At 49.4% G+C, this 22,678-nt stretch carries 14 protein-coding genes; 10 read left to right on the top strand and 4 right to left on the bottom strand.

The features are described 5' to 3' along the window. Positions 1-26: 26 nt before the first annotated feature. Positions 27-1,031: an ABC transporter substrate-binding protein gene (locus ACFVU8_RS00650; RefSeq protein WP_387425477.1), complete on the bottom strand. Its 1,005-nt coding sequence runs from the start codon at positions 1,029-1,031 to the stop codon at positions 27-29. Positions 1,032-1,238: 207 nt separating this feature from the next. On the opposite strand from ACFVU8_RS00650, the gene ACFVU8_RS00655 reads away from it, so the two are divergent. The 3 genes from ACFVU8_RS00655 to ACFVU8_RS00665 all read left to right on the top strand — a co-directional run bounded on the left by ACFVU8_RS00655 (position 1,239) and on the right by ACFVU8_RS00665 (position 6,349). After that, the gene (locus ACFVU8_RS00655) at positions 1,239-1,688 is read left to right on the top strand and encodes a carboxymuconolactone decarboxylase family protein (protein WP_379464613.1); all 450 of its coding nucleotides are present in this window, start codon (positions 1,239-1,241) and stop codon (positions 1,686-1,688) included. A 91-nt stretch (positions 1,689-1,779) separates the two neighbouring features. Next, entirely contained in the window at positions 1,780-2,652 is an 873-nt protein-coding gene (locus ACFVU8_RS00660) for a sigma-70 family RNA polymerase sigma factor (protein ID WP_387427151.1), read from the top strand. A gap of 475 nt (positions 2,653-3,127) precedes the next feature. Next, positions 3,128-6,349, top strand: coding sequence for an ATP-binding protein (locus tag ACFVU8_RS00665; RefSeq protein ID WP_387425479.1), 3,222 nt, complete (start codon positions 3,128-3,130; stop codon positions 6,347-6,349). A gap of 840 nt (positions 6,350-7,189) precedes the next feature. Here ACFVU8_RS00665 and ACFVU8_RS00670 read toward each other — a convergent pair. Both ACFVU8_RS00670 and ACFVU8_RS00675 read right to left on the bottom strand, forming a co-directional pair. Continuing rightward, positions 7,190-8,545 (bottom strand): DUF711 family protein, encoded by a 1,356-nt coding sequence (locus ACFVU8_RS00670; protein ID WP_483875052.1) that lies wholly within the window; start codon positions 8,543-8,545, stop codon positions 7,190-7,192. Positions 8,546-8,562: 17 nt separating this feature from the next. Further along, a complete protein-coding gene (locus ACFVU8_RS00675) occupies positions 8,563-8,832 on the bottom strand; it encodes an ACT domain-containing protein (protein ID WP_175373564.1) in 270 nt (89 codons plus the stop codon). 258 nt (positions 8,833-9,090) lie between these two features. Here ACFVU8_RS00675 and ACFVU8_RS00680 point away from each other — a divergent pair, with 258 nt between their 5' ends. The 7 genes from ACFVU8_RS00680 to cysI all read left to right on the top strand — a co-directional run bounded on the left by ACFVU8_RS00680 (position 9,091) and on the right by cysI (position 20,131). Further along, entirely contained in the window at positions 9,091-10,725 is a 1,635-nt protein-coding gene (locus ACFVU8_RS00680) for a GGDEF domain-containing response regulator (RefSeq protein ID WP_387425482.1), read from the top strand. Between the two features lie 50 nt (positions 10,726-10,775). Continuing rightward, the gene (locus ACFVU8_RS00685) at positions 10,776-11,138 is read left to right on the top strand and encodes a response regulator (protein ID WP_379464609.1); all 363 of its coding nucleotides are present in this window, start codon (positions 10,776-10,778) and stop codon (positions 11,136-11,138) included. After that, a complete protein-coding gene (locus tag ACFVU8_RS00690; RefSeq protein ID WP_387425485.1) occupies positions 11,135-14,413 on the top strand; it encodes an ATP-binding protein in 3,279 nt (1,092 codons plus the stop codon). Before ACFVU8_RS00685 ends, ACFVU8_RS00690 begins: the two co-directional genes overlap by 4 nt. 223 nt (positions 14,414-14,636) lie before the next feature. Beyond that, positions 14,637-15,086, top strand: a complete 450-nt coding sequence (lspA, locus tag ACFVU8_RS00695; RefSeq protein ID WP_387425487.1) for a signal peptidase II — start codon at positions 14,637-14,639, stop codon at positions 15,084-15,086. A gap of 164 nt (positions 15,087-15,250) precedes the next feature. Continuing rightward, positions 15,251-16,147, top strand: coding sequence for an SDR family oxidoreductase (locus ACFVU8_RS00700; RefSeq protein WP_387425489.1), 897 nt, complete (start codon positions 15,251-15,253; stop codon positions 16,145-16,147). A gap of 356 nt (positions 16,148-16,503) precedes the next feature. Then, positions 16,504-18,351, top strand: a complete 1,848-nt coding sequence (locus ACFVU8_RS00705) for an assimilatory sulfite reductase (NADPH) flavoprotein subunit (protein ID WP_387427153.1) — start codon at positions 16,504-16,506, stop codon at positions 18,349-18,351. Positions 18,352-18,403: 52 nt separating this feature from the next. Continuing rightward, positions 18,404-20,131, top strand: a complete 1,728-nt coding sequence (gene cysI, locus ACFVU8_RS00710) for an assimilatory sulfite reductase (NADPH) hemoprotein subunit (RefSeq protein ID WP_387425492.1) — start codon at positions 18,404-18,406, stop codon at positions 20,129-20,131. A 177-nt stretch (positions 20,132-20,308) separates the two neighbouring features. Here cysI and ACFVU8_RS00715 read toward each other — a convergent pair whose 3' ends face one another. Further along, a complete protein-coding gene (locus tag ACFVU8_RS00715; protein ID WP_387425494.1) occupies positions 20,309-22,447 on the bottom strand; it encodes an exosporium glycoprotein BclB-related protein in 2,139 nt (712 codons plus the stop codon). Positions 22,448-22,678: the final 231 nt, after the last annotated feature.

A 22,678-nucleotide genomic window follows, 5' to 3' on the forward strand; every position in this document is an offset into this window, starting at 1 on the left:
CCCATATGGTATGAACATACAACCATTTATTTTTTTAACAACTCAACTGCGTTTTCCAACTGCCCCTTAAGGGACATGACGTCATACGAGAACCATAGTGCTTCATCTACTACGTAGACTTTGTTATTCTTGACGGCTGGAAGGTTATTCCAGAGTCTGCTATTTTCCACTTCCTGCAGGAATTCAGGATCATTTTTAAATTTAACAAGGAATATCCGATCGGCAGAAGCATATTCAGGGAGCTTTTCCAGGGAAATATTGAGTCCCAGTTCGTGGTCTTTAGTCTCCCATTCGTGCTTAACGAAATCTGTCATTTTAAAGTGAAGGGTATCGTATAAAGTATAACCGACGTTCCCCGGCCCGTACACTCTCAGTTGTCCTTTTTCATAACCGCCAATAACAACAGCGCCGAAGGTTTCTCCTTCTTGTACAGAAGAGGCCAGCTCTTGACGCGCTTGCTCACTCTCCTTATTGAAATCAGCAATCCATTGGTCCGCTTCTGCACTCTTGCCGATAACAGCTGCAACGTCTGTGAAGTGCTTGAATGCGTCATTGCCTACCCACTGCACTGCCACTGTAGGAGCAATTTTGTTTAGTTCGTCAATTTTATCTTTATCCATCTCTGTGGCAATGATCAGATCTGGCTGAAGGGACAGGACCTTCTCCATGTTGATGGCATTGGCAGGGCCAACATCCTCAATACCACCGATCTGATCCTTGATGGATACAAAGTTATTCAGCAAATGGGTGACTGCGCCAATAGGCTTGGTTCCTGCGGCGATCATTTCCGGCAGATATTGAGTCGTGATGATTCTTTGCGGATGTGCTGGAATAACGACTTCACGTCCCAAACTGTCGGTGTAGTTTATTGTAGCAGCTGAATCCGAAGTTTCAGCAGAGGACTCACTTGGTGCAGTGGTTGCCGCGGGTTCATTGGCTGGAGCAGCCGAGTTAGAATTCCCGCAAGCGGATAGAACCGATAAAACCAACATTAAAGCAGCTAAAAGCAGAAAATTACGGTGACGATGCATTATGAATAACCCCTTCTCTCCATCTAATTGATAATAATAATCATTATTATAGCAGGAATCAAAAAAAGGAGAACATGTTATATTTGGACACGAGCATGCATGATTTGGCCTTTTGAATAATGTGGATTTTTCTATAGGAAAGTTGTCACAAAAAGAATGACTCCTTTGTCTACAGTAATGTTAGACACTTTAAGGAGGATGATTGAGATGAGTTTGAGATTCAATTACAGTAAGGCTAACCCTAAGGCTGCGACAGCGATGATGGGTTTGGAGACATATGCGGGGAACGCTATTAAAGACAAGGTTCTGTATGAACTGATCAAATTACGGGTGTCGCTAATCAACGGCTGCGCCTTTTGTCTCGATATGCACGCGAAGGACCTGCTAAAGCTTGGCGATCACGGCGACCGTATTCTGCTGCTGAGTGTGTGGCATGAAGTACCGCATCTTTTTACAGAGCAGGAGCGGGTTGTATTGGAACTCTCCGAAGCGGTGACAACCATTTCCGAGGGCGGTGTACCGGAAGCTCTGTATGATAAAGTAAGAGAGCATTTCAATGAAGCGGAATATGTAGACCTGATTATGGCCATTAATACGATCAACTGCTGGAACAGGATTGCGATCTCGACAGGGATGTATCCGGGCTGTTTTAATTAATCTCAGGGCAGGAAGTATTAAAGGAGGACGTATTGTGAAAAGCTTGGACAAGGTACAGGATGACAGCCTGCCGACTGAGAATGAGCGGAGTATGGAGGAGTTGTATCTGACGTATAAAGGGTACGCTTTTTCCATCGCCTATCGGATGTTAGGTGTGGTTGCTGATGCCGAAGATGTCGTGCAGGATTGTTTTGCAGAGCTGCAGCGCAAGGACCGGAGTGAGATTCGGAATATGAAGGCATATGTAGCTAAAGGGATTACTAACCGCTGCCTGAATTTTCTGAATTCTCCGCGCAATAAGCGTGAGGCCTACGAGGGAGAATGGCTTCCTGAGCCGATGGCGGAGATTTACGACGGGCCGGAAGCGACGGCTGAACGCAAGGATACCTTGTCCTATGCTTTTCTGGTTCTGCTAGAGCGGCTGACGCCGACTGAGCGTGCAGTATTTGTCCTGCGTGAAGTGTTCCAGTACGAATATGATGATATTGCCGAGATGGTAGATAAGTCGGAAGCCAATTGCCGTAAAATCTTCAGTCGTGCCAAACGGAATCTTCAATCTGTCCCAGCAGGTGAACGTATGGAGCCGGTGATCAAGCACTCCAGAGAGGCACTTATGAAAAGATTTATTGATGCTTTCGATTCTTATGATATCAACGGAATGCTGGAATTGCTGGGAGATCATCCGGTGCTGATCTCTGACGGTGGTGGCCAGGTGCATACTGTACTCCGGCCAATGATCGGGCGCAAAGGAGTCGCAGCCTTGTTGTCCTCACGCCGGGTGCTTAACAGGCTGCGGGAGTTGGAAGCTTCGTTTGCTAGCGTCAATGGAGAATCCCACATTATTTATCGCCAGCATGGAGAGATTGTAGGTGTGCTCTGCCTGGAGTTGAACCGGTCAGGTGACCGGATTCAAGGACTGTATCTGATGCTTGATCCTGACAAATTAGGTCATGTGAACCCTTAGGATGCCGTAATCGTTGTGGAGGAGAAAGCACAAGCTGTGCCCGGATTTCAACCGCTAAGTGGCTTTTTAATCGAAGAAATCTGGACAATGTATCTGTAGTGACGACCGAGCCTTAAGTGAAGATCTTAAGTTCGTCATATATAGAAGGAAAATTTTCTGTTATTCCATTACGTATAGGCCATATCAAAAAATTAACTGGAATCTCTTCAGTTAATTTTTTTATTTTCAGCGATATTTGGCGAAGACACGAATAATAACAGGAATGGTTGAGGATGGTAACTGCTTATGGATTTCCTTGGAATTGTTGGGGATACTGTTTTTTTCTATGCTTTAGCTCATAGATTCAGTATAATACTGTTCAGCACAGGGACTAAGGTCACCTTTATCATCTGCTGCTGGTCGTGACATGATTTTTATACGATGAGACTAAAGAAAAGGAAAGACAGTACAGTATTTCTGTCAACTAATCAATCCTATGATATCTAAAGCCAATCTTCATACGTTGAAAAAGCATGGACTCATTCTTCTTCTCACGCTTGCTCTGCTGTCTGGGCTGCGGCTGGTATGGTATGCTGTTCAGGCTCCATCGAAAGCTCCGCAAGCAGTGAACGGTGTACTGGACATGAGGGGCTGGAATTTTGAGGGTTCCAAGTCCATTACCTTAAATGGGGAATGGGAGTTCTACCCTGATAAACTGCTGACAGACGGGAAAGGAGAACTGCCGGAGCCAACAAGATATGTCAAGGTCCCTGGGGATTGGAGGAGCGGGTTCAGCGACACTAAGGCCAACTCCTATGGTATAGGTACATATCGCCTGCGCATTTTGGTCGATCAGCCGCTGAACCAGCCTTACTCGCTATGGATTCGTAAAATCGAGAACAGTTCAGCGATCTTCATCAACGGTGAGCAGCAATCTGCATTCGGAGTGTTTTCGGAACGGAAAGACCAATCCCAATCGCGTGTAAGTTCCTATACGATAACCTACACAGCGAATGGACAACAGGAGCTTGATGTGCTGGTCCAGGCTGCCAACCATGACAATCCGTCTTTGGGTGGAATTCTTAAATCTATAAAATTCGGTTCACAGGCCGCCATTGACAAGGAGCGGCTTTATTCAATCGGATTTCAGCTGGTTATTTTTATTGTGCTGCTACTACACAGCTTGTACGCTGTTATTCTATTCTTCTTTAATCCGAAGGAGAGAAGCTTTATCTATTTTTGTATGCTGCTTATAGTGACAGCACTCTCGATCGCGTCCGATCATGATAATCTGCTCCAGCTATGGCTGCCCATCAATTATACCTGGGGGCTAAAGACCCGGCTGCTGTCCTATAGCTCTATCTCCTTTTTCATGCTCTTACTGACCCGCACCTTCCACAAAGATGTCGAGAACAGCAGAAGGTACCTGTTCCGTACTTACGTAGCTTGTTTTGTCCTTTTTGTCTTATTTATTCTGGTATCACCCGCGAACTGGGTCTTGTACTCCTACCATTTCAAAGTTTTTGGCCTAATCTATTTACTGCCGATGATCGGAGTGGTCTATCTAATTGCCAAGATGGTCATCCAATCCCAGCGTGATGCACTTTTTCTGCTGCTGGCAGCTGGAGGCGTTTCTTCCAGCGTGTTCTGGGGCGTGCTGCAAAATGGGGGAGTTGTGGATAGTATTTTTTATCCGGTCGACATGATTGCTGCCATCATCAGCTTCTGTACATACTGGTTCAAGCGGTATTTCCGCAACGCGGAGGAGAATGTAGAATTGACTGGACAGCTCCGTCAGGCAGATAAGGTGAAGGATGAATTTCTGGCCAATACTTCGCATGAGCTAAGAACGCCACTACATGGCATTATGAACATTGCTCAAACGGTGATCGTTAACGAACAGCAGGGGATGAATCCCAAAAGTATCAAAGATATGGAGCTTCTCATTACTATCACTAAGAGAATGTCTAGCCTCCTTGGCGATCTTCTGGATATCACCAGGCTTCAGGATAACAAAATCGTGCTACGGAAGGAACGACTCCAGATGCAGGCTGTCGTGCCGAGTGTGCTAGCCATGCTGGGTTACTTGCTAGATGGTAAGCCGTTACGTATGGTGATGAAGATCCCTGATGATTTCCCGCCGGTGTATGGTGATGAGAAGAGGCTGATGCAGATCTTAGTCAATCTCCTGCATAATGCCATCAAATACACGGATGCCGGAACGATAACCGTCAGCGCGGAAATTGTGAACGGCAAGGCTATCATTCGTGTGGCAGATACCGGTGCGGGGATGGATGAGGAAACAGTTGCAAGAGTCTTCAAGCCATATGAGCAGGGCGCGCTTGGCATCAATGACGGTGGAGGTTTCGGACTTGGGCTTAGTATCTGCAAGCAGTTTGTAGAGCTGCACGGCGGAATACTTGTTCTGGATTCTGCACCTGGACAGGGCTCCGTGTTCTCGTTCACGCTGCCATTGTATGTGGGTTTAAGCAGCGCTCTCAGTGATGAAGTGGCTGCTGCAGGTGATTCCGAACTACCCGGTACGTCGAATACTTACAGTGTGGCTGCTCTGTCCGCTGAGGGAGATCCGGAGCCGTCTGACCTGCAGTATACCCGGAGCCTGACCGCGCTACCGGTTGTACCGGTATTGCAGGATACAAGCTTGTTCTCTGCCAATGGCAGCCTGAACATTCTAGTGGTAGACGATGATCCTGTCAATCTGCGGGTGCTTGGCGGGATGCTCTCCGATGCCCACTATTATCTGGTACCGGCATTGTCCGGCAAGGAAGCACTGGAACTGCTGGATAGGGGACGCTGGGATATGGTGATCGCCGATGTCATGATGCCCCATATGTCAGGTTATGAACTGACACGGATCATCCGTGAGCGTTACAGCGTATCGGAGCTTCCCGTGCTGCTGCTGACAGCCCGTGCTCAGCCGGAGGATATCTACACCGGATTCCTGGCCGGAGCCAGCGATTATGTGATTAAGCCAGTGGATGGGCTGGAATTGCAATATCGTGTACGCTCGTTGACGATGCTGAAGCAGTCCCTTGATGAACGGCTGCGTATGGAGGCGGCCTACCTTCAGGCACAGATAAGGCCGCATTTCCTGTTCAATGCTCTGAACTCTATTCTGGCCCTTAGCAACATTGACTCTGAAAAAATGGCCCGGCTCGGGGAAGCCTTCACGTCGTACCTAAGAATTAACTTTGATTTACTGAATGCCGAAGAGCTTGTGCCGCTCTCTCATGAGTTGGAGCTTGTCCGGGCGTATCTCTATATTGAGCAGGAACGGTTCGAGGACAGATTGTCCGTGGAATGGCAGATGGAGGAAGATATGGAGAGCGACAAGGTGAATGGGCCTCAGCTGCCTCCACTAACGATTCAGCCTCTAGTGGAAAATGCGGTTAGACACGGGTTACTTAGTCAGGCCCGTGGGGGTGTGCTAAAGATTTCTATCACCCGCCATGCAAGGGAAATACGAATTGAAGTTACAGATGATGGAAAAGGCATGGAGCCTGATCAGGTTGTATCTTTGCTCGAACCGTCCCAGCAGGGCAAAGGAGGGATCGGCCTGCAGAATACGAACCGCCGGCTGAAGCGACTCTATGGCAAGGGGTTGATTATTCAGAGCCAGCCGGGTGCTGGCACGACCGTGTCCTTTGCAATTCCTGATCAACGAGGCGTAGATTTTGGTACCATAACGATAGATTAAGACTGGGTATGGTCGAAGATGGTTCGTAACTCATGGCTGTGACTCTGTCGCTCCCGTCGTCATATGACTGGATGAATGAGCCTCATTGCTCATCGCAGGGGACTTTGTAGCTCATGGCTCGTAGCTCATCGCTCCGCCGAACATGGCTCGTAACTCATGGCTCGTAATCGGCGGTACATAGTTCTGCCTCACTGTCTCACGGGTCTTGTACCTCCGTCGCTCGAATTAACTGCAATTCTGTACCTTAATTGCACGCATAATCAATATAATTGGTAAATAAGTGCATTATTGTACTCTAAATCTACCAGTAAAGCTTATTTTCAGGCCAAGCAGGGGAATTAGCATACAATTATGCCCTTAAATCACTATATTTCAGTTATTGGTATGAAATAAGGTACATATTTGCATCTATTTCTAATACTCTCGAACTTCCAGACAGGAAATTGATCATGGAAAGAGGATGTAATTCGAATGTCCCAAAAACCATGGACGGGTTGCTTGGGATAGAGAATAGGCTTTGCTTTTGAAGTAGAAACAGTTAGGTTTGAGGTCAGCTGGTTTTCTCATGCTTATAATAGTGTTGAGCAGATCGTAATGGAACAAAAAAGCCAAGCAGCTTCTCAATTACGGGAGAAACGCTGCTTGGCTTATTTTAACACTATCTAATTGACTGGGTTTTTATGTTAACTAAATTGAAGATATGCTGTTACTTTAGTGAAAATAGAAATAGAATCATGAGGCATCCTCTTAGTTTGTTGTAACCTGCCTTACTGTCGTTGATGACATTGCCTCAGATAGCGCCGCCTTCACTGGTACTGCCCCTGCCAGCATTGCACAGCTTTAGTTCTTGAAGCTGTGAATCGGTGCCGGAATGCGGCCGCCGCGGTTCACAAAGCCCGCACAATTAAACGAATTGACTGCCATCACGGGCGCATAGCCCAGCAGGCCGCCGAATTCGACCATTTCGCCAACGTCCTTACCGATGACAGGGATGACGCGAACGGCAGTGGTCTTATTGTTGACCATGCCAATGGCTGCCTCGTCGGCAATGATACCCGAGAGAGTCTCTTTGGAGGTGCTGCCGGGGATTGCAATCATATCCAGGCCCACCGAGCAGACGCAGGTCATGGCTTCCAGCTTCTCAAGCGTCAGTGCGCCGCGCTGAACGGCCTGAATCATGCCATGGTCTTCGCTGACCGGGATGAACGCACCGCTAAGTCCGCCGACGTAGGAGGAGGCCATCACGCCACCTTTTTTAACATTATCATTCAAGATGGCCAGGGCTGCGGTTGTTCCCGGAGCACCAGCTTCTTCTAGCCCCATTACCTGGAAGATTTCCGCAATGGAATCCCCGATCAGTGGCGTAGGTGCCAGGGACAGATCGATGATACCGAATGGAACGCCCATCCGCTTGGAGGCTTCCTGGGCAACGAGCTGCCCAACACGCGTAACTTTGAAGGCCGTCCGCTTGATAGTCTCGCACAGCGTTTCAAAATCCTGCCCTTTGACTTCTTCCAGCGCTCTCTTGATTACACCGGGTCCGCTAACCCCTACATTAATGACGCATTCACGCTCGCCTACCCCGTGAAAGGCTCCCGCCATGAAGGGGTTGTCCTCTACAGCGTTGCAGAAGACAACCAGCTTCGCACAACCGATAGAGTCTCTTTCCTTGGTACGTTCGGCAGTCTGCAGGATAATATCACCCATCAGCTTCACAGCATCCATGTTAATGCCGCTGCGGGATGAGCCCACATTAACCGAGGAGCATACACGCTCCGTCACGGCCAGCGCTTCGGGGATGCTGTCGATCAGAATGCGGTCGCCTTTCGTACAGCCTTTCTGCACCAGTGCGGAGAAGCCGCCGATGAAGTTTACGCCAACTTCCTTGGCAGCCCGGTCAAGTGCTTCTGCCACAGGCACGTAAGTATCGGTGTGAACCGACCCAGCGGCAATGGCAATTGGAGTGACCGAAATCCGCTTGTTGACAATTGGCACGCCGAATTGTTTTTCCAAATCTTCACCAGTCTTGACGAGCTTCTCGGCAGAGCGGGTGATTTTGTCATATACGTTCTGGTTAAAGGTCTTCAGATCACTATGTGCGCAGTCCATTAGGCTAATCCCCATGGTGATGGTCCGCACATCGAGATTCATTTCCCGGATCATTTTATTCGTTTCCTGTACTTCAACAAGTGAGATCATTGGGCTTACTCCTCCTAAATACGATGCATAATATTGAAGATATCTTCATGCTGAAGCTTGATTTCAACGCCGATTTCGGTACCGATCAGCTGCAGTTCCTCTACAATCACCTCAAAGCTCTTGGTAGCCCCGGTAAGTTCGACGATCATCATCATGTTGAAATAGTCCTGAACAATGGTTTGCGAAATGTCCAGAATATTCAAGTTGTGTTCAGCGAGATAGGTACATACTTTGGCAATAATCCCAACCTTGTCTTTCCCCAATACCGTTATGATCCCCTTCAATCGAAACAGCCTCCCTTTATATGTAAGTGTTCTTCCGCCAACTGGGGGCGAAAATGACCATTTCAATCATTATTGCAAATGATGTTGCAAGCTTCAACCAAAGGTTTTTTGTCAGGTTGATCAACTTTTTAATCCTTACACGTTCTTTACAAAGGATATTAATTGACAACACATTAAAAATATGATGAACTGGAGTTTTGACAGGCTCAAAATTTGGGAATAGCATGATGTGAAATGTCCGTATTTAAAGGAGTTGCTATGACAACACGTAAATATAAAGACCTGGTTGAGCAGAGAACCAGACAGACCTTGGAGGAATGGTCGAAACAGCCTTCCGTGGAGGAAAAGGATATCCATCGGTTCCTGCATAACCTGAAAGGAACTGCCGGAACGGTAGGACTCAAGGAGATTGAGGAGTTGGCAGAGAAAACGCTGCCTTTGTTCGGGGATGATAGCCGAAGAGAGTGGCCGCCCGCCGAATGGGGACGTTATTTGTATCCGCTAATGACCTTGCTTAATGACAACGCCGTTTCCACTACGAAGCCCTCAGGTCTGCCTGATGGGAATAAGACAGAGGATGCCCGCCCGCAGTATGAGATCCTGATCATTGATGATGATGTGCAGCTTGTAGCCTACCTGAAGGAGTCGCTAGAGAAGAATCCCTACTATGTCAGCATCGCATTGTCTGCCGAACGGGGCCTGAAGATCTTTTACGAGAGCAAACCGGACATGATCCTTCTTGATATTATGCTGCCGGACCAAAGCGGGATTGAAGTGCTGAATCAAATTATCGGCAAGGCCAAAAAAGAACGGATTCCGATTATTATGATTAGCGCGGAGCACTCCAAGGAAGTACAGATGCATGCCTATTCCCTTGGCGTTATGGATTTTATCAAGAAGCCGGTGGATATTGATATCTTCCTAACCCTGATCCAAAATCGCTTTGAACTGAAGAGAGAATGGCAGGAGTCGATCATTGTTGATGAGCTGACAGGCGCCTTTAACCGCAAGCATTTCAACCAGACGATGAAGCAGCTACTGTCGGATTACAGACGCACGAACCGGGTATTTTCGCTCGTGCTTATAGATTTAGATCATTTCAAGGCAATTAATGATACATACGGGCATTTGGCCGGGGATGAAGTCCTGCATACATTTTCAGAATTTGTACAGGCTTCGATCCGGGTAGAGGATGTTTTCTGCCGCTACGGCGGTGAGGAATTTGCTCTTTTCCTGCCGAATACGGATGCCTCTTCCGCCAAGCTGGTGGTGGAGAGGATTCAGAGGCGTTTTTCGGCAAAAGAGTTCCGTACCAAGAAGCATACCTTTAATGTGACCTTCTCCAGTGGGATTACGGAAGTTAAAGCTGGGGAAGAGCAGCATTCCGTAAAGCTGGTGGAAGAAGCCGACAAAGCGCTGTATGCCAGCAAGCATGGGGGCCGGAATCAAACAACAATATATACTCAGCAGTTGCTCGCCACTAAATTTGACTCTGTGCTTAATGTGATCATCGTAGATGATGATGCGTTGGTGCGTCGAATTGTGACCAGCGAGTTCGCGGACTGGAAGCCCTCCAACATGGCTAAGGTCAATATTAGCAGCTATTCCAGCGGCCCTGAGTTTTTGCAATCAGACTGGTACAGCAGTGAAGAGAAGTATATTGTTCTGCTGGATGGTATCATGCCAGTGCTGGACGGGATTGAGGTGCTGGAACGGATTCGCGGGAATTACCCGGAGGAGAATATTGTCGTAATTATGTTGACCGGGCGAAATAATCAGGCGGATATTGTTCACGCATTGCAGATGGGTGCCGATGATTATGTAATAAAGCCGTTTGACATGAACGAACTGATGCTGCGGATTGAACGTCTGGCTTTCCGATTCCTGTTCTAGGCAGGTAGCAGGCGATAACAACCAAGAAGCGTAAACAAGTGGAGGTTAGAATGCAAAAAGTACTGGTGGTAGATGACGAAGAAGTATTGCGCATGCTGATTACGGACACGTTGGAGGATCTGGAGGATGTGGAGATCTTTACAGCGGATAACGGTGAGGATGCGCTGGAGAAGCTGGAAGCGGAGACTTATGATCTGGTCATTCTGGATTATATGATGCCGAAGATGACGGGGATCGAAGTGCTTGGACAGGTGGATGATGAGAAGAAAAAGAATACCCCGTTTCTTATGCTGACCGCGAAGGCACAGGAAGTGGACCGCAACCGGGCAATTGAGGCAGGTGTACGCTACTTCATGCCCAAGCCGTTCAGCCCGCTGGAGCTGTTGCAAGTCGTGGAGGGGATACTGAAGTGACCAAAGCCAACCGCTTCGGCGGCGCCAGCTTGAAGAACCGATATTTTCGCATTATTGCGAGCGTATTCACACTGATCATTCTGTGTGGCATGGCCTTTTTCCTGTATATCAACAAAGAGCAGGAGAAGCTGAGCCACGACAGGGATACGCTGCACAAGAAGACGCAGACGATCAATCAACTCTCGGATAATCTTAATGAGATCTTTCTTCGGGCCAGAGGATTTATTGCGCTGAAAAATGAAAATGAACTGATGCTGCTGAATCAAGCTCTTCATGATTTTGACGGTGTGTTGAAAGACTATTCCCAGCTTACATTGTCAAAAGAAGAATCGAAGTATCGGGATGACCTGAAGGCTTTTTACACCGAGTACAAATACACACTCCTGCCACGAGCACTTAAACTGGCGGAAGAAGGAAATTATGAGGCGCTGCGGTCAACCTCGGGAGGGGGCACTACGGCTAAAGTCAATGAGTTTCTTGATTACACGAAGGGGTATCAAAAGCGTGCAGACACTGCATTGAATGAGATGGCCAAGGACTCCATACGTAAAGCCAATGAGTTTACAGTAGTCGCTTTCTTGTTCAGTACGGCGATTCTCTTTCTCTTCACCCTGCTGGTGTGGCGTATTCTCAGAAATCTGATTGTTCCCATCCTGAAGCTGGAAGAGGCTACCCACTCCCTGGCGGCCGGAGAACAAATCCTGCTCGGCACCTTGCATCAGAAGGATGAGATTGGGCGTCTGTACAATGCATTCCTGGATATGGCTCATAGCATTCAGGATAAAGAAGAAGAACTAATGATGCAGAATGAAGAACTGCATGCCCAGCAGGATGAGCTTCATGATCAGCAGCATAGATTGCAGCGCTCGCTGAGTGAAATTGAAAGCATGATGAAGGCATTGGATCAATCGGCTGCCGTGGGTATTCTCTCCGCTAAAGGTGTCTTTACTTATGCCAATGACAATCTGAGCAGTTATACGGGCTACCGGAACTCCGAGATTATCGGCTATACGTACAAGCTGTTCGAGATGCCGGATATGTTGGAGCATGATATGCAGCAGATGTACCGTAAGCTGAAGAGTGGCGGTGTCTGGACTCATGAAATCGGGCTGCAAACGAAGTCCGGTGCCACAACCTGGCTGAATTTGACCATTGTTCCTTACCTCAATAGTGAGGGCACAATCTACCAGTATATCTTGATTGCCAGCGATATCACTTCACTGAAGAGTGTTCAGCAGGAGCTGGCGCTGACGCTTAAGGCGACGGAACAGACGAAGACTATGCTGGAGCTCAACAATCAGCTCAATCACGATATTTCCTATACACTTAACAAAAATGAATTTACTGAAAAGTTCTTGCATTTCATGAACCGGCTATATTCCTTTGATTCAAGCTTCTTCTTGCTTACCAAGGATACAATCTATGCGGCCAAAGGTATTCCCCAGGATCGGATCGAGCGTTATGTGGAAAGAAGTTGCAGCGAAATGCTGCATCGCTTGCAGACAGAAAGCTCCTATGTTATCAAACGGCCGGCAACTGAGGCGGAACAGGGAATCGCGCCGGATCAGATGTACTGCTATGATTTCTATACGAAAGTGGTTAATGCCGAGGATGAGATTTTAGCCGTCTTCTGCGGCAGCCGGATTGGGCTATCTTTCAGTGACGAAGAGCTAAATGAGGTCCAGGGTCTGATGAACCGGGTGTCACTGGCAATTGAGCGGCTGTTCATGTACGAGGAAATCGAGCATGCCCGGAAGCTGAACCAGGATATCGTCAACAATGTGAATGAAGGTATTCAGTTTGTGGATACCGAAGGTACGATGCTCCATGCTAATAAAGCACTGTGTCAAATGACCGATTACAGCAGTTGGACAGAAGGCGGTCATGAATCCAAAGAAGAGTGGATGGCTCATTTCATGCAGGCTGCCAACGAATCAAACGACATCCGCGGTTTCTTCCAGAAGGCACTGGGTGAAGAGGCGGCGGAATCGGCCAGCATGCGGTATTCGATCGGAACCGAGTCTGTGAAGCATATCGATGTATATGCTATACCGGTGTTCCGGCGGGATGCACGGATTGGTACCTTGTTCGTTCACCGTGATATTACAAGGGAATATGAGCTGGATCTGATGAAATCCGAACTGGTTAGCACGGTCAGTCATGAGCTGAGAACACCGCTATCAAGCGTACTGGGATTCACGGAGCTGCTGCTGGCCAGAACGATGAAGCCGGAGAAGCAGCTTAAATATCTGGAGACGATTCACAAGGAAGCGAAGCGATTAACGGAACTGATCAATGATTTCCTGGATCTTCAGCGGATGGAGTCTGGCAAGCAGCAGTATACGACGGAATCTGCGAACCTGAGTGAAATCGTGCTGGGTGTACTGGACCAATACAAGCTGGGTTCACATAATGTGCTGCTGGTAGACGAAGCATTCAATTCCGAAGTGGAAGTGGACAGAGACAAAATCATTCAGGTGCTAACCAATCTGCTGAGTAACGCCATCAAGTTCTCGCCAGACAGCAATGAGGTGAATGTTCATCTTCATAATGAGGAAGACCGTATCGTGGTCAGAATCCAGGATCATGGTCTGGGGATTCCGAAGGATCAGATCGGACACTTATTCCAGAAATTCAGAAGAGTGGACAATAGCGCTTCGAAACGCATTGGCGGAACAGGGCTTGGCCTCGCCATCTGCAAGGAGATTATCGATAAGCAGAAGGGCGAAATCGGCATCGAATCTGTCGAAGGCAAAGGAACTACGGTCTGGTTCAGCCTTCCGAACCTCTACTCCGAGCATAAGCAGTATGAAGAAGACGGGGGCAGATGGAACCCGGACAAAGAATCCAAGCCTAATGTCATGATCGTGGAGGATGATTACAGCCTCTCGCTACTGTTGTCGGAGGAACTGAAGGGTAAGGGCTTCCGGGTCACCCATCACTATCATCCGCAAAAAGCGTTTGACCAGGCGCTGAAGACACCGTTCGTAGCCATCGTAATTGATCTGATGCTTGGAGACGAACTGGACGGCTGGGATCTCATCCGCATGCTCAAGGAAGATCGTCGAACCGAGACGATTCCGCTGGTGATTTCCTCGGCCCTGGACAAATCGGATAAAAACGCACTTAATAACGTTATTCAAAAATATCTTACCAAGCCATACCCGCCTGGCGAACTGTCCCAGACTCTCGAAGAGATTGTGAAGATTAGACAGGCCAGCGGCGAAGTATTATTCCCGGACAATAGTCCGGAGAAGGAAGAAGACAAGCCCTGAGGGGGCTTGTCTTTTTTTTGAAGAAACGGGTGTACCACTCGATGATTGCAATAGAGAGTCTAATGGTTGCAAAAATCTAACTCTAATGTGAGTAAAGGCATTGCAATTTGACTAGAAAGTAATGGACAGGCTTGTTTTTTAGGCGGGATGCGATTAGTTTATAGATAGCACATCAGAGTAAAGCCTGGCTATCAATAGAGGTTAAAGAGGAGGCTAACAGCCGGTGATTTTTTATTTGATATCTGCACTCGTCATTCTTGTTGATCAAGTGTCAAAATGGCTGGTGCGCACCCATATGGAGGTAGGGGAGACGGTCCCTTTCTCGGCCCATCTCCTGAAATTCACATTCTATGAAAACAGTGGCGCAGCGTTCAGCTCTTTTCAGGGCTTTGGTCGATATTTTGTCATTGTAGCAATAGGATTTGTTGTAGCCATCTTTTATTACCGCCGCAAAGGCGAGATTAGAGGCCATTTGCTGAACGCAGCCGCTGGATTCCTGGTCGGTGGGGCGATTGGCAATGCTATAGACCGCGTGCTGTTCAACAAGGTAACGGATTTTCTGGTCTTCGGCGGTAGCAACGGCATTCTTAATATTGCGGATGTGGCGATCAATGCCGGGGTTGTACTAGTTCTTTGTTATATGATTGTAGGTCAGTTAAAGCGGATAATTTGAATCGAAACGCATTTTAATATCATCAATCAGAGAAGTCACCTGAGCCGATCACAGAATAGATCAGCGGGGGGCTTCTCTTTTTTTAATAAAGTTGACAATACATCAACCTGTAACTATAATGATTACAGGTTGATTATTTAAGCATTATTCGGGAGGAATAGAGCATGAGTCAAACAAATGAAGCGGTATTAGTTACAGGTGCAAGCGGACAACTCGGGCAATTGGCCATTGAATGGCTGCTTGAGCATCATCAGGGCCCAATCATTGTCACAAGTCGTGATCCGCAGAAGTTATCTAGTCTCACGGAACGTGGAGTGATTGTCCGTCAGGCGGACTTTGACCAGCCGGAGACGCTGCCGGAAGCTTTTGCCGGAGCCAAACGCCTGCTGCTGATTAGCACTGATGCACTTAGTGTTCCCGGCCAGCGTGTGCAGCAGCATCTCAATGCTGTAGATGCAGCTGTCCAAGCGGGTGTGGAGCATTTGGTATATACGTCGTTACCTAGCCCAGAACCGGGTACAGCTTGTCTGCTGGCAGGAGATCATTACGCTACAGAAGAGAAGATCAAGAGTAGTGGCTTGTCTTACACCATTCTCCGCAATAATCTTTATACTCATAGTCTAATTCCTGCGGTGCAGCAAGCGATAGCCTCCGGACAGTACGCCGCTGCTACCGGTGACGGCGCAACGGCCTATGTTACACGTGAAGACTGTGCCCATGCAGCGGCAGCGGCACTCATAGCTACTGTCTCGGGGAACCAGACGCTGGATGTATCAGGGCCGGAAGCATTGACTGGCAAGGATATCGCAGCAATCGCCAGCGAGTTCACCGGCAGAGCTATTGAATTCGTTCCACTGACAACGGAGCAACTGGTAGGCATCTATGAAGCTGCCGGATTGCCGAATGGCGCAGCGCAGGTTTTTGCTTCGTTCCAGACCGCTTCTTCTAAAGGCGAGTATGGACAAGTCACAACGACTGTAAAAGATTTTACAGGGCAAGCACCGGTTGGGTTGAAAGCAGTACTAGCAGCGAACAAGAGTGCTTTTGTCAGCGCTGATTAATTAACTCGTCCTACAGATAGGTAACATTAATATAGTTTTCACGAACAAGGGTAGGCCTCGGCCTATCCTTTTTTATATTTTCGGAGTGTTAACGGATAGATCACTTTATCAATTTATCTAATACAACTTATTACTTATTGTAATGAAGTGAGGGAAAACGGGGTGATTTACTATGATTTCGATCGTTTTTTAGCGATTTATAGCCAATATTGCATGATTATACAAAAAATAGCGGAATTACGATTCATTGCCCGTTTCCATTTATTATGTTAGCCTGAATCCATGAAGTGAGGATATGAGGCTGCATCAGCCCTATATACGGAGCAAGATTTCTTGTTTAGGAGAGGTGGATATTGTTGCAATTACAAGTCACTAACAGTCCGTTTACCCCGGAGCAGGCAGAGCTTCTTAACCGTCTGTTACCAACCTTGACGCCATCGCAGCAAATATGGCTCAGCGGCTACCTGTCCGCTCTTCAGGCAGCGGTGCCGACAACTGCGGTTTTATCATCCGCACCTGTTCTGGCCGAAGAGAGTGCTACCCCGGTCAGTCAACCGGCCATTTCCCGAGAGGTGACGGTATTGTTCGGCTCCCAGACCGGCAATTGCCAGCGACTAGCCGGTAGCCTGTCCCGCAAGCTGGAGGAGCAAGGGTTTCAGGTCACACAGTCTTCCATGAACAGCTTCAAGCCAAATGGATTGAAGAAAGTGGAGAATTTGCTGATACTGGTCAGTACGCATGGTGAAGGAGATCCGCCGGACAATGCGCGTGCGTTTCATGAATTTCTCTATAGTAAGAGAGCACCGGGACTTGAGCATCTGCGTTTCTCTGTCCTGGCTTTGGGCGATACTTCCTACGAATTCTTCTGCCAGACTGGTAAAGACTTCGACCAGCGCCTGGAGGAACTTGGCGGACAGCGCCTGTACCCGCGTGTAGATTGCGATTTGGATTATGATGAACCAGTGGCGGAATGGATTGAAGGTGTACTGCAATCCTTACAAGAACGTCTTAACCCCTCAGCGATCGCTACGGAAGCCGTAAAGGCAGCTGATAAAGCGCCGGGGCAAGAGACATCAGAATATTCACGAAGCAATCCTTTTCAAGCTGAAATTCTTGAGAATATTAATCTGAACGGACGCGGCTCAGATCGTGAAACACGGCATCTGGAGCTGTCGCTTGCCGGATCTAATCTGCAATTCGAACCAGGAGATTCCCTTGGTGTCTACCCTGAGAATCATCCGCAGCTGGTTGACGAGATTATCGCAGCTTTCGGCTGGAAGCCGGAAGAGAAGGTTCCTTTCAATAAGAAGGGCGAAGAAGGTTCTTTGCTGGATGCGCTCAAGTATCATTATGAGATTACGGTGCTGACCAAGCCGCTACTGGAGCAGGCGGTGCAGTTCTCCACCGGCAGTCAGCTTCAGGAACTGCTGTCGCCGGATCGCCAGCAGGAGCTGAAAGAATACATCCATGGCCGAGACCTGCTGGATCTGGTGCAAGATTTCGGACCTTGGCAGGCATCAGCCCGCAGCTTTGTACCGGTTCTGCGCAAGCTGCCAGCCCGTCTATACTCCATTGCAAGCAGCTATAATGCGAATCCGGACGAGGTTCATTTCACAGTCCGTGCAGTACGTTATCAGGCCCACGGGCGTGACCGGTACGGCGTATGCTCTGTTCATTGCGCAGAGCGGGTGCAGCCGGGCGATACTTTGCCGATTTATATTCAAAACAATCCCAATTTCAAGCTTCCGGCTAGTGGCGATTCCCCGATCATCATGATTGGACCGGGTACGGGCGTAGCGCCGTTCCGTTCGTTCCTGGAGGAGCGGGAAGAGCTTGGCGCCGAAGGGAAATCGTGGCTGTTCTATGGAGACCGTCACTTTGTGACAGACTTCCTGTATCAGACCGACTGGCAGCGGATGCTGAAGGATGGTGTGCTGACGAAGCTGGACGTGGCCTTTTCACGTGATACAGAGGAGAAGGTCTATGTTCAGCACCGTTTGCTGGAGAAGAGCCGTGAGCTATATCAATGGCTGCAAGAAGGTGCACATGTCTATGTATGCGGTGACGAGAAGCATATGGCGCACGACGTTCATACGGCACTGATTACTGTCATTCAGCAGGAGGGCGGACTTAGCCCCGAGGATGCTGTCGCTTATCTGGAGCAAATGCAGCAGGAACAACGCTACCAACGCGATGTATATTGAGATATAGGGTCCGCGAGGGCACCGGGATGATCTGCGAGAGGAGATGACAGCATTGGCGAATAAATTATCGGTAACGCCTATTGGCGGTCCGCCAAGCGATGTTGAGCATATAAAGAGTGAGAGTAATTATTTACGGGGCGCCTTGGTGGAGACCTTACAGAATCCGATAACCGGAGGCTTGCCGGAGGATGATAACCGTTTGTTGAAATTCCACGGCAGCTATATGCAGGATGACCGGGATCTGAGGAATGAACGGGAGCGCCAGAAGTTGGAGCCGGCCTACCAATTTATGCTGCGGGTCGTAGCTCCTGGCGGGGTGGCGACATCGGCCCAATGGCTGGAGATGGACAGACTGGCCCAGCTATACGGTAATGGCACTCTGCGTATAACGACGAGACAGGCTTTTCAAATGCATGGGGTGCTGAAATGGAACCTGAAAAAGACGATCAAAAGCATCAATGATTCGCTGATGACAACACTTGCGGCATGCGGCGACGTGAACCGTAATGTCATGAGCAACCCCAATCCATATCAGTCGGATGTACACGGTGAGGTTTATGAATGGGCAAGACGGATCAGCGATCATCTGTCGCCGCGCACACCGGCTTATCATGAGATCTGGCTGGATGGGGAAAAGGTAGTGGACAGTCTTGCAGACCAACCAGAGGTAGAACCGATTTACGGTCCGGTTTACCTGCCGCGTAAATTCAAGATTGGTCTGGCGGTGCCGCCTTCCAATGATGTGGATGTGTTCTCCCAGGACCTGGGCTTCATCGCTATTATTGAAGATAACAAGCTGGTCGGTTTCAATGTCACTGTGGGCGGCGGGATGGGAATGACCCATGGCGATACCAATACTTATCCGCAGCTTGGCCGGGTCATCGGTTTCTGCAAGCCGGAGCAGTTGATTGATGTCGCCGAGAAGACGGTAACGATCCAGCGTGATTATGGCAACCGTTCTGTACGGAAGAACGCCCGCTTCAAGTACACCATCGACCGTCACGGTATCGAGTGGTTCACTGAAGAGCTGTATGACCGGCTGGGCTGGCAGCTGGAGGCGGCACGCGATTTTTATTTTGAGCACAACGGCGACCGTTATGGTTGGATCAAAGGCAGCAATGGCCGCTGGAACCTGACGCTCTACGTTCAGAGCGGACGGATTCATGATCAGAAAGGTTATGAACTGATGACTGGCCTCCGGGAGATTGCCAAGATCCATACCGGTGATTTCCGCCTGACCCCGAACCAGAATCTGATAATCGCCAACATCACTACAGCGAAGAAACGCAAGATTATGGAGTTGGCTCAGCATTACGGTCTGACTGATGGGGCCCATCATTCGGCACTGCGGAGAAGCTCACTTTCTTGTGTGGCCCTGCCGACATGTGGTCTGGCGATGGCGGAAGCCGAGCGTTATTTGCCGCTGCTGCTGGATAAGCTGGAACTGGTGATCGACGAGGCGGGTCTGCGTGACAAAGAAATCGTTATCCGGATGACTGGCTGCCCGAATGGCTGTGCGCGCCCGGCGCTGGGTGAGATTTCGTTCATCGGCAAGTCACTGGGCAAATACAATATGTACCTGGGCGCAGGCTTCACTGGGGACCGGCTGAATAAGATTTATCGGGAAAATATCGGCGAGGATGAGATTCTTTCGCTGCTCACGCCGATGCTTCACCGTTATGCCAAAGAGCGTCAATCGGGTGAGCACTTTGGCGACTTTGTCATCCGTGCCGGGTATGTGAAGGCGGTAACTTCAGGACTTAATTTTCACACGGTATAAAAAAGAAAGTTAGAACAGACAGTGGGATTATTAAAGCTCCGGCATTGCGTCGGAGCTTTGTTTTTTTGTAAATTACAAAGTTTAAAACAAAACAGAGCTGATCCTCGGATCTAGTTAGATCTTTGGACCAGCTTTATTGTTAAGGATTATTGGGATATCCGAGTAATTATTAAAGTATTAGCTGATTGTGACACCTGCTCTAGCATATCCACCAATGGTGTTCAGCAGGCTTAGACCTGAAGCTGTTGCGGAGAAGACCAAGAGCAGGCTCTCTTGGCTTGTAACGGCTATCGATAAACCAGATGACAATCCGTTACTAATCTGACCAATAGGGATAATTCCTGTGAGTGCGGGGGCTAAAGTAACACTCGCTCCAGGGATTGGCGTAAAGGTATTGTTAGGAGTAACTGATCTATATAATTGTGCTGTAATCGTAATCGATGAGCCGACTAATGAAAGACCGGAAGTTGTGCTGAAGAAAGCAGCCATACTCGTAATTGTGCCAGGCCGAGGGCATTGAAATGCAAAGTTGAGTAGGGTGCCTGAAGAACCGGTCAAATCGATGGTTCCACCTGAAGCGCTGACACCTGTTACAGAGTTACCAAAGCCTACAAGGCTTGTTGTTCCGATTAACCCACCAACAATAGTGGTCATAGTGATTGGCACACCTGATGCGTACGGAATGATCGCCCCGGGACCAGTAGCACCAGTGGTGCCAGTGGGGCCGGTGAAGCCCGTGGCGCCGACAGTACCAGTGGTGCCAGTGGGGCCGGTGAAGCCCGTGGCGCCGACAGTACCCGTGGTGCCAGTGGGGCCGGTAACGCCCGTGGCGCCGACAGTTCCAGTGGTGCCAGTGGGGCCGGTCGAGCCCGTGGCGCCGACAGTGCCAGTGGTGCCGGTGGGGCCGGTAGAGCCCGTGGCGCCGACAGTACCAGTGGTGCCAGTGGGGCCGGTCGAGCCCGTGGCGCCAGTCGAGCCCGTGGCGCCGACAGTACCAGTGGTGCCAGTGGGGCCGGTAGAGCCCGTGGCGCCGACAGTACCAGTGGTGCCAGTGGGGCCAGTCGAGCCCGTGGCGCCAGTCGAGCCCGTGGCGCCAGTCGAGCCGGTGGCGCCAGTCGAGCCGGTGGCGCCAGCCGAGCCTGTCGCGCCAGTAGTACCCGTGGCACCAGTAGTGCCTGTAGCGCCAGTTGAGCCTGTGGCGCCAGTGGTGCCTGTGGTGCCAGTCGAGCCCGTGGCGCCAGTCGAGCCAGTAGCACCTGTCGCCCCGGTAGCTCCAGTAGCACCCGTATCACCTGTCGCACCTGTAGCCCCAGTATTACCCGTAGCCCCTGTAGCCCCAGTATTACCCGTAGCCCCTGTAGCCCCAGTAGCACCTGTAGCACCCGTCGAGCCAGTAGCACCCGTCACCCCAGTCGCCCCAGTAGCACCTGTCGCCCCAGTAGCGCCAGTGGCCCCAGTAGTACCTGTCGCCCCGGTAGCTCCAGTAGCGCCCGTATCACCTGTCGCACCTGTAGCCCCAGTAATACCCGTAGCACCTGTAGCCCCAGTAGCACCTGTAGCCCCAGTAGCACCAGTAGCGCCCGTAGCCCCTGTAGCCCCGGTATCTCCTGTCGCCCCTGTAGTCCCTGTAGCCCCAGTAGCCCCTGTAGCCCCGGTAGCCCCGGTAGCACCTGTCGCCCCAGTAGCACCTGTCGCCCCTGCAACCCCCGTGTCTCCAGTAGCACCCGTCGCCCCAGTATCCCCCGTCGCTCCGGTAGCGCCCGTAGTGCCCGTAGCACCCGTCGCCCCAGTAGCGCCAGTAGCCCCTGTCGCCCCAGTAGTACCCGTAGTACCTGTCGCACCTGTGGCCCCGGTAGCGCCAGTAGCACCCGTCGCTCCGGTAGCGCCAGTAGCCCCTATAGCCCCCGTATCACCTGTGGCCCCAGTAGCCCCAGTATCTCCTGTAGCTCCCGTAACCCCAGTAGGCCCAATCGGTCCGCCGGCTGGTCCTGTAGGACCGGTTGGACCAGTTGGGCCAACTAATGAAGGGGCCGCCAAGATGCATTTCATTTTAAACACCAGGAGTATCTCTTTCTTAATGATTTCCTGCATCGTATTTTGAACACTTTCATTAATAGCAATCAGATCGCTTATAGAAGGTGGATTGGTTAATCCAGGTAGGGTTCCAACGGCGTATTGAATTTTTTCTGCTTCGGCATTAATGAGATGACCTAATCCTAATTCTTCAATGGCTATTGAGGATAACAAGAGGTTAAGCGCTTCATCTCTAGTGATGAGGACGGTAGGTGTAATATTAGGAATATCTTCTAGAGGCAAGAGAAACATCCCTTTACTTTTGGATTTTAATATCTTATGTGCTAATCCAAAGAAAGTTCCTCGACCCCTCGTACGATCTAGTTATTCCTTCTACTTAAATAGGAGTTGTTCTAAATGAAATCATAAAAAATTTGGATTTCTTCCGTTTTTCTTTCATAATATAAGGGGAGTACTACTAAACCATATAAAGAGCCATTATGATCAGTAATGGATTCTGTACAAAAAAAGAGG

This window comes from Paenibacillus sp. NPDC058177, from assembly GCF_042883835.1.
Taxonomy (GTDB): Bacteria; Bacillota; Bacilli; order Paenibacillales; family Paenibacillaceae; genus Paenibacillus_AQ; species Paenibacillus_AQ agri.

Bases quoted from the DNA above. Each gene is read 5' to 3' on its own strand.
- ACFVU8_RS00700 (WP_387425489.1), top strand. From the start codon at position 15,251: ATGAGTCAAACAAATGAAGCGGTATTAGTTACAGGTGCAAGCGGACAA.
- ACFVU8_RS00650 (WP_387425477.1), bottom strand. From the start codon at position 1,031: ATGCATCGTCACCGTAATTTTCTGCTTTTAGCTGCTTTAATGTTGGTT.
- ACFVU8_RS00660 (WP_387427151.1), top strand. From the start codon at position 1,780: ATGGAGGAGTTGTATCTGACGTATAAAGGGTACGCTTTTTCCATCGCC.
- ACFVU8_RS00680 (WP_387425482.1), top strand. From the start codon at position 9,091: ATGACAACACGTAAATATAAAGACCTGGTTGAGCAGAGAACCAGACAG.
- ACFVU8_RS00655 (WP_379464613.1), top strand. From the start codon at position 1,239: ATGAGTTTGAGATTCAATTACAGTAAGGCTAACCCTAAGGCTGCGACA.
- ACFVU8_RS00665 (WP_387425479.1), top strand. From the start codon at position 3,128: ATGATATCTAAAGCCAATCTTCATACGTTGAAAAAGCATGGACTCATT.
- ACFVU8_RS00685 (WP_379464609.1), top strand. From the start codon at position 10,776: ATGCAAAAAGTACTGGTGGTAGATGACGAAGAAGTATTGCGCATGCTG.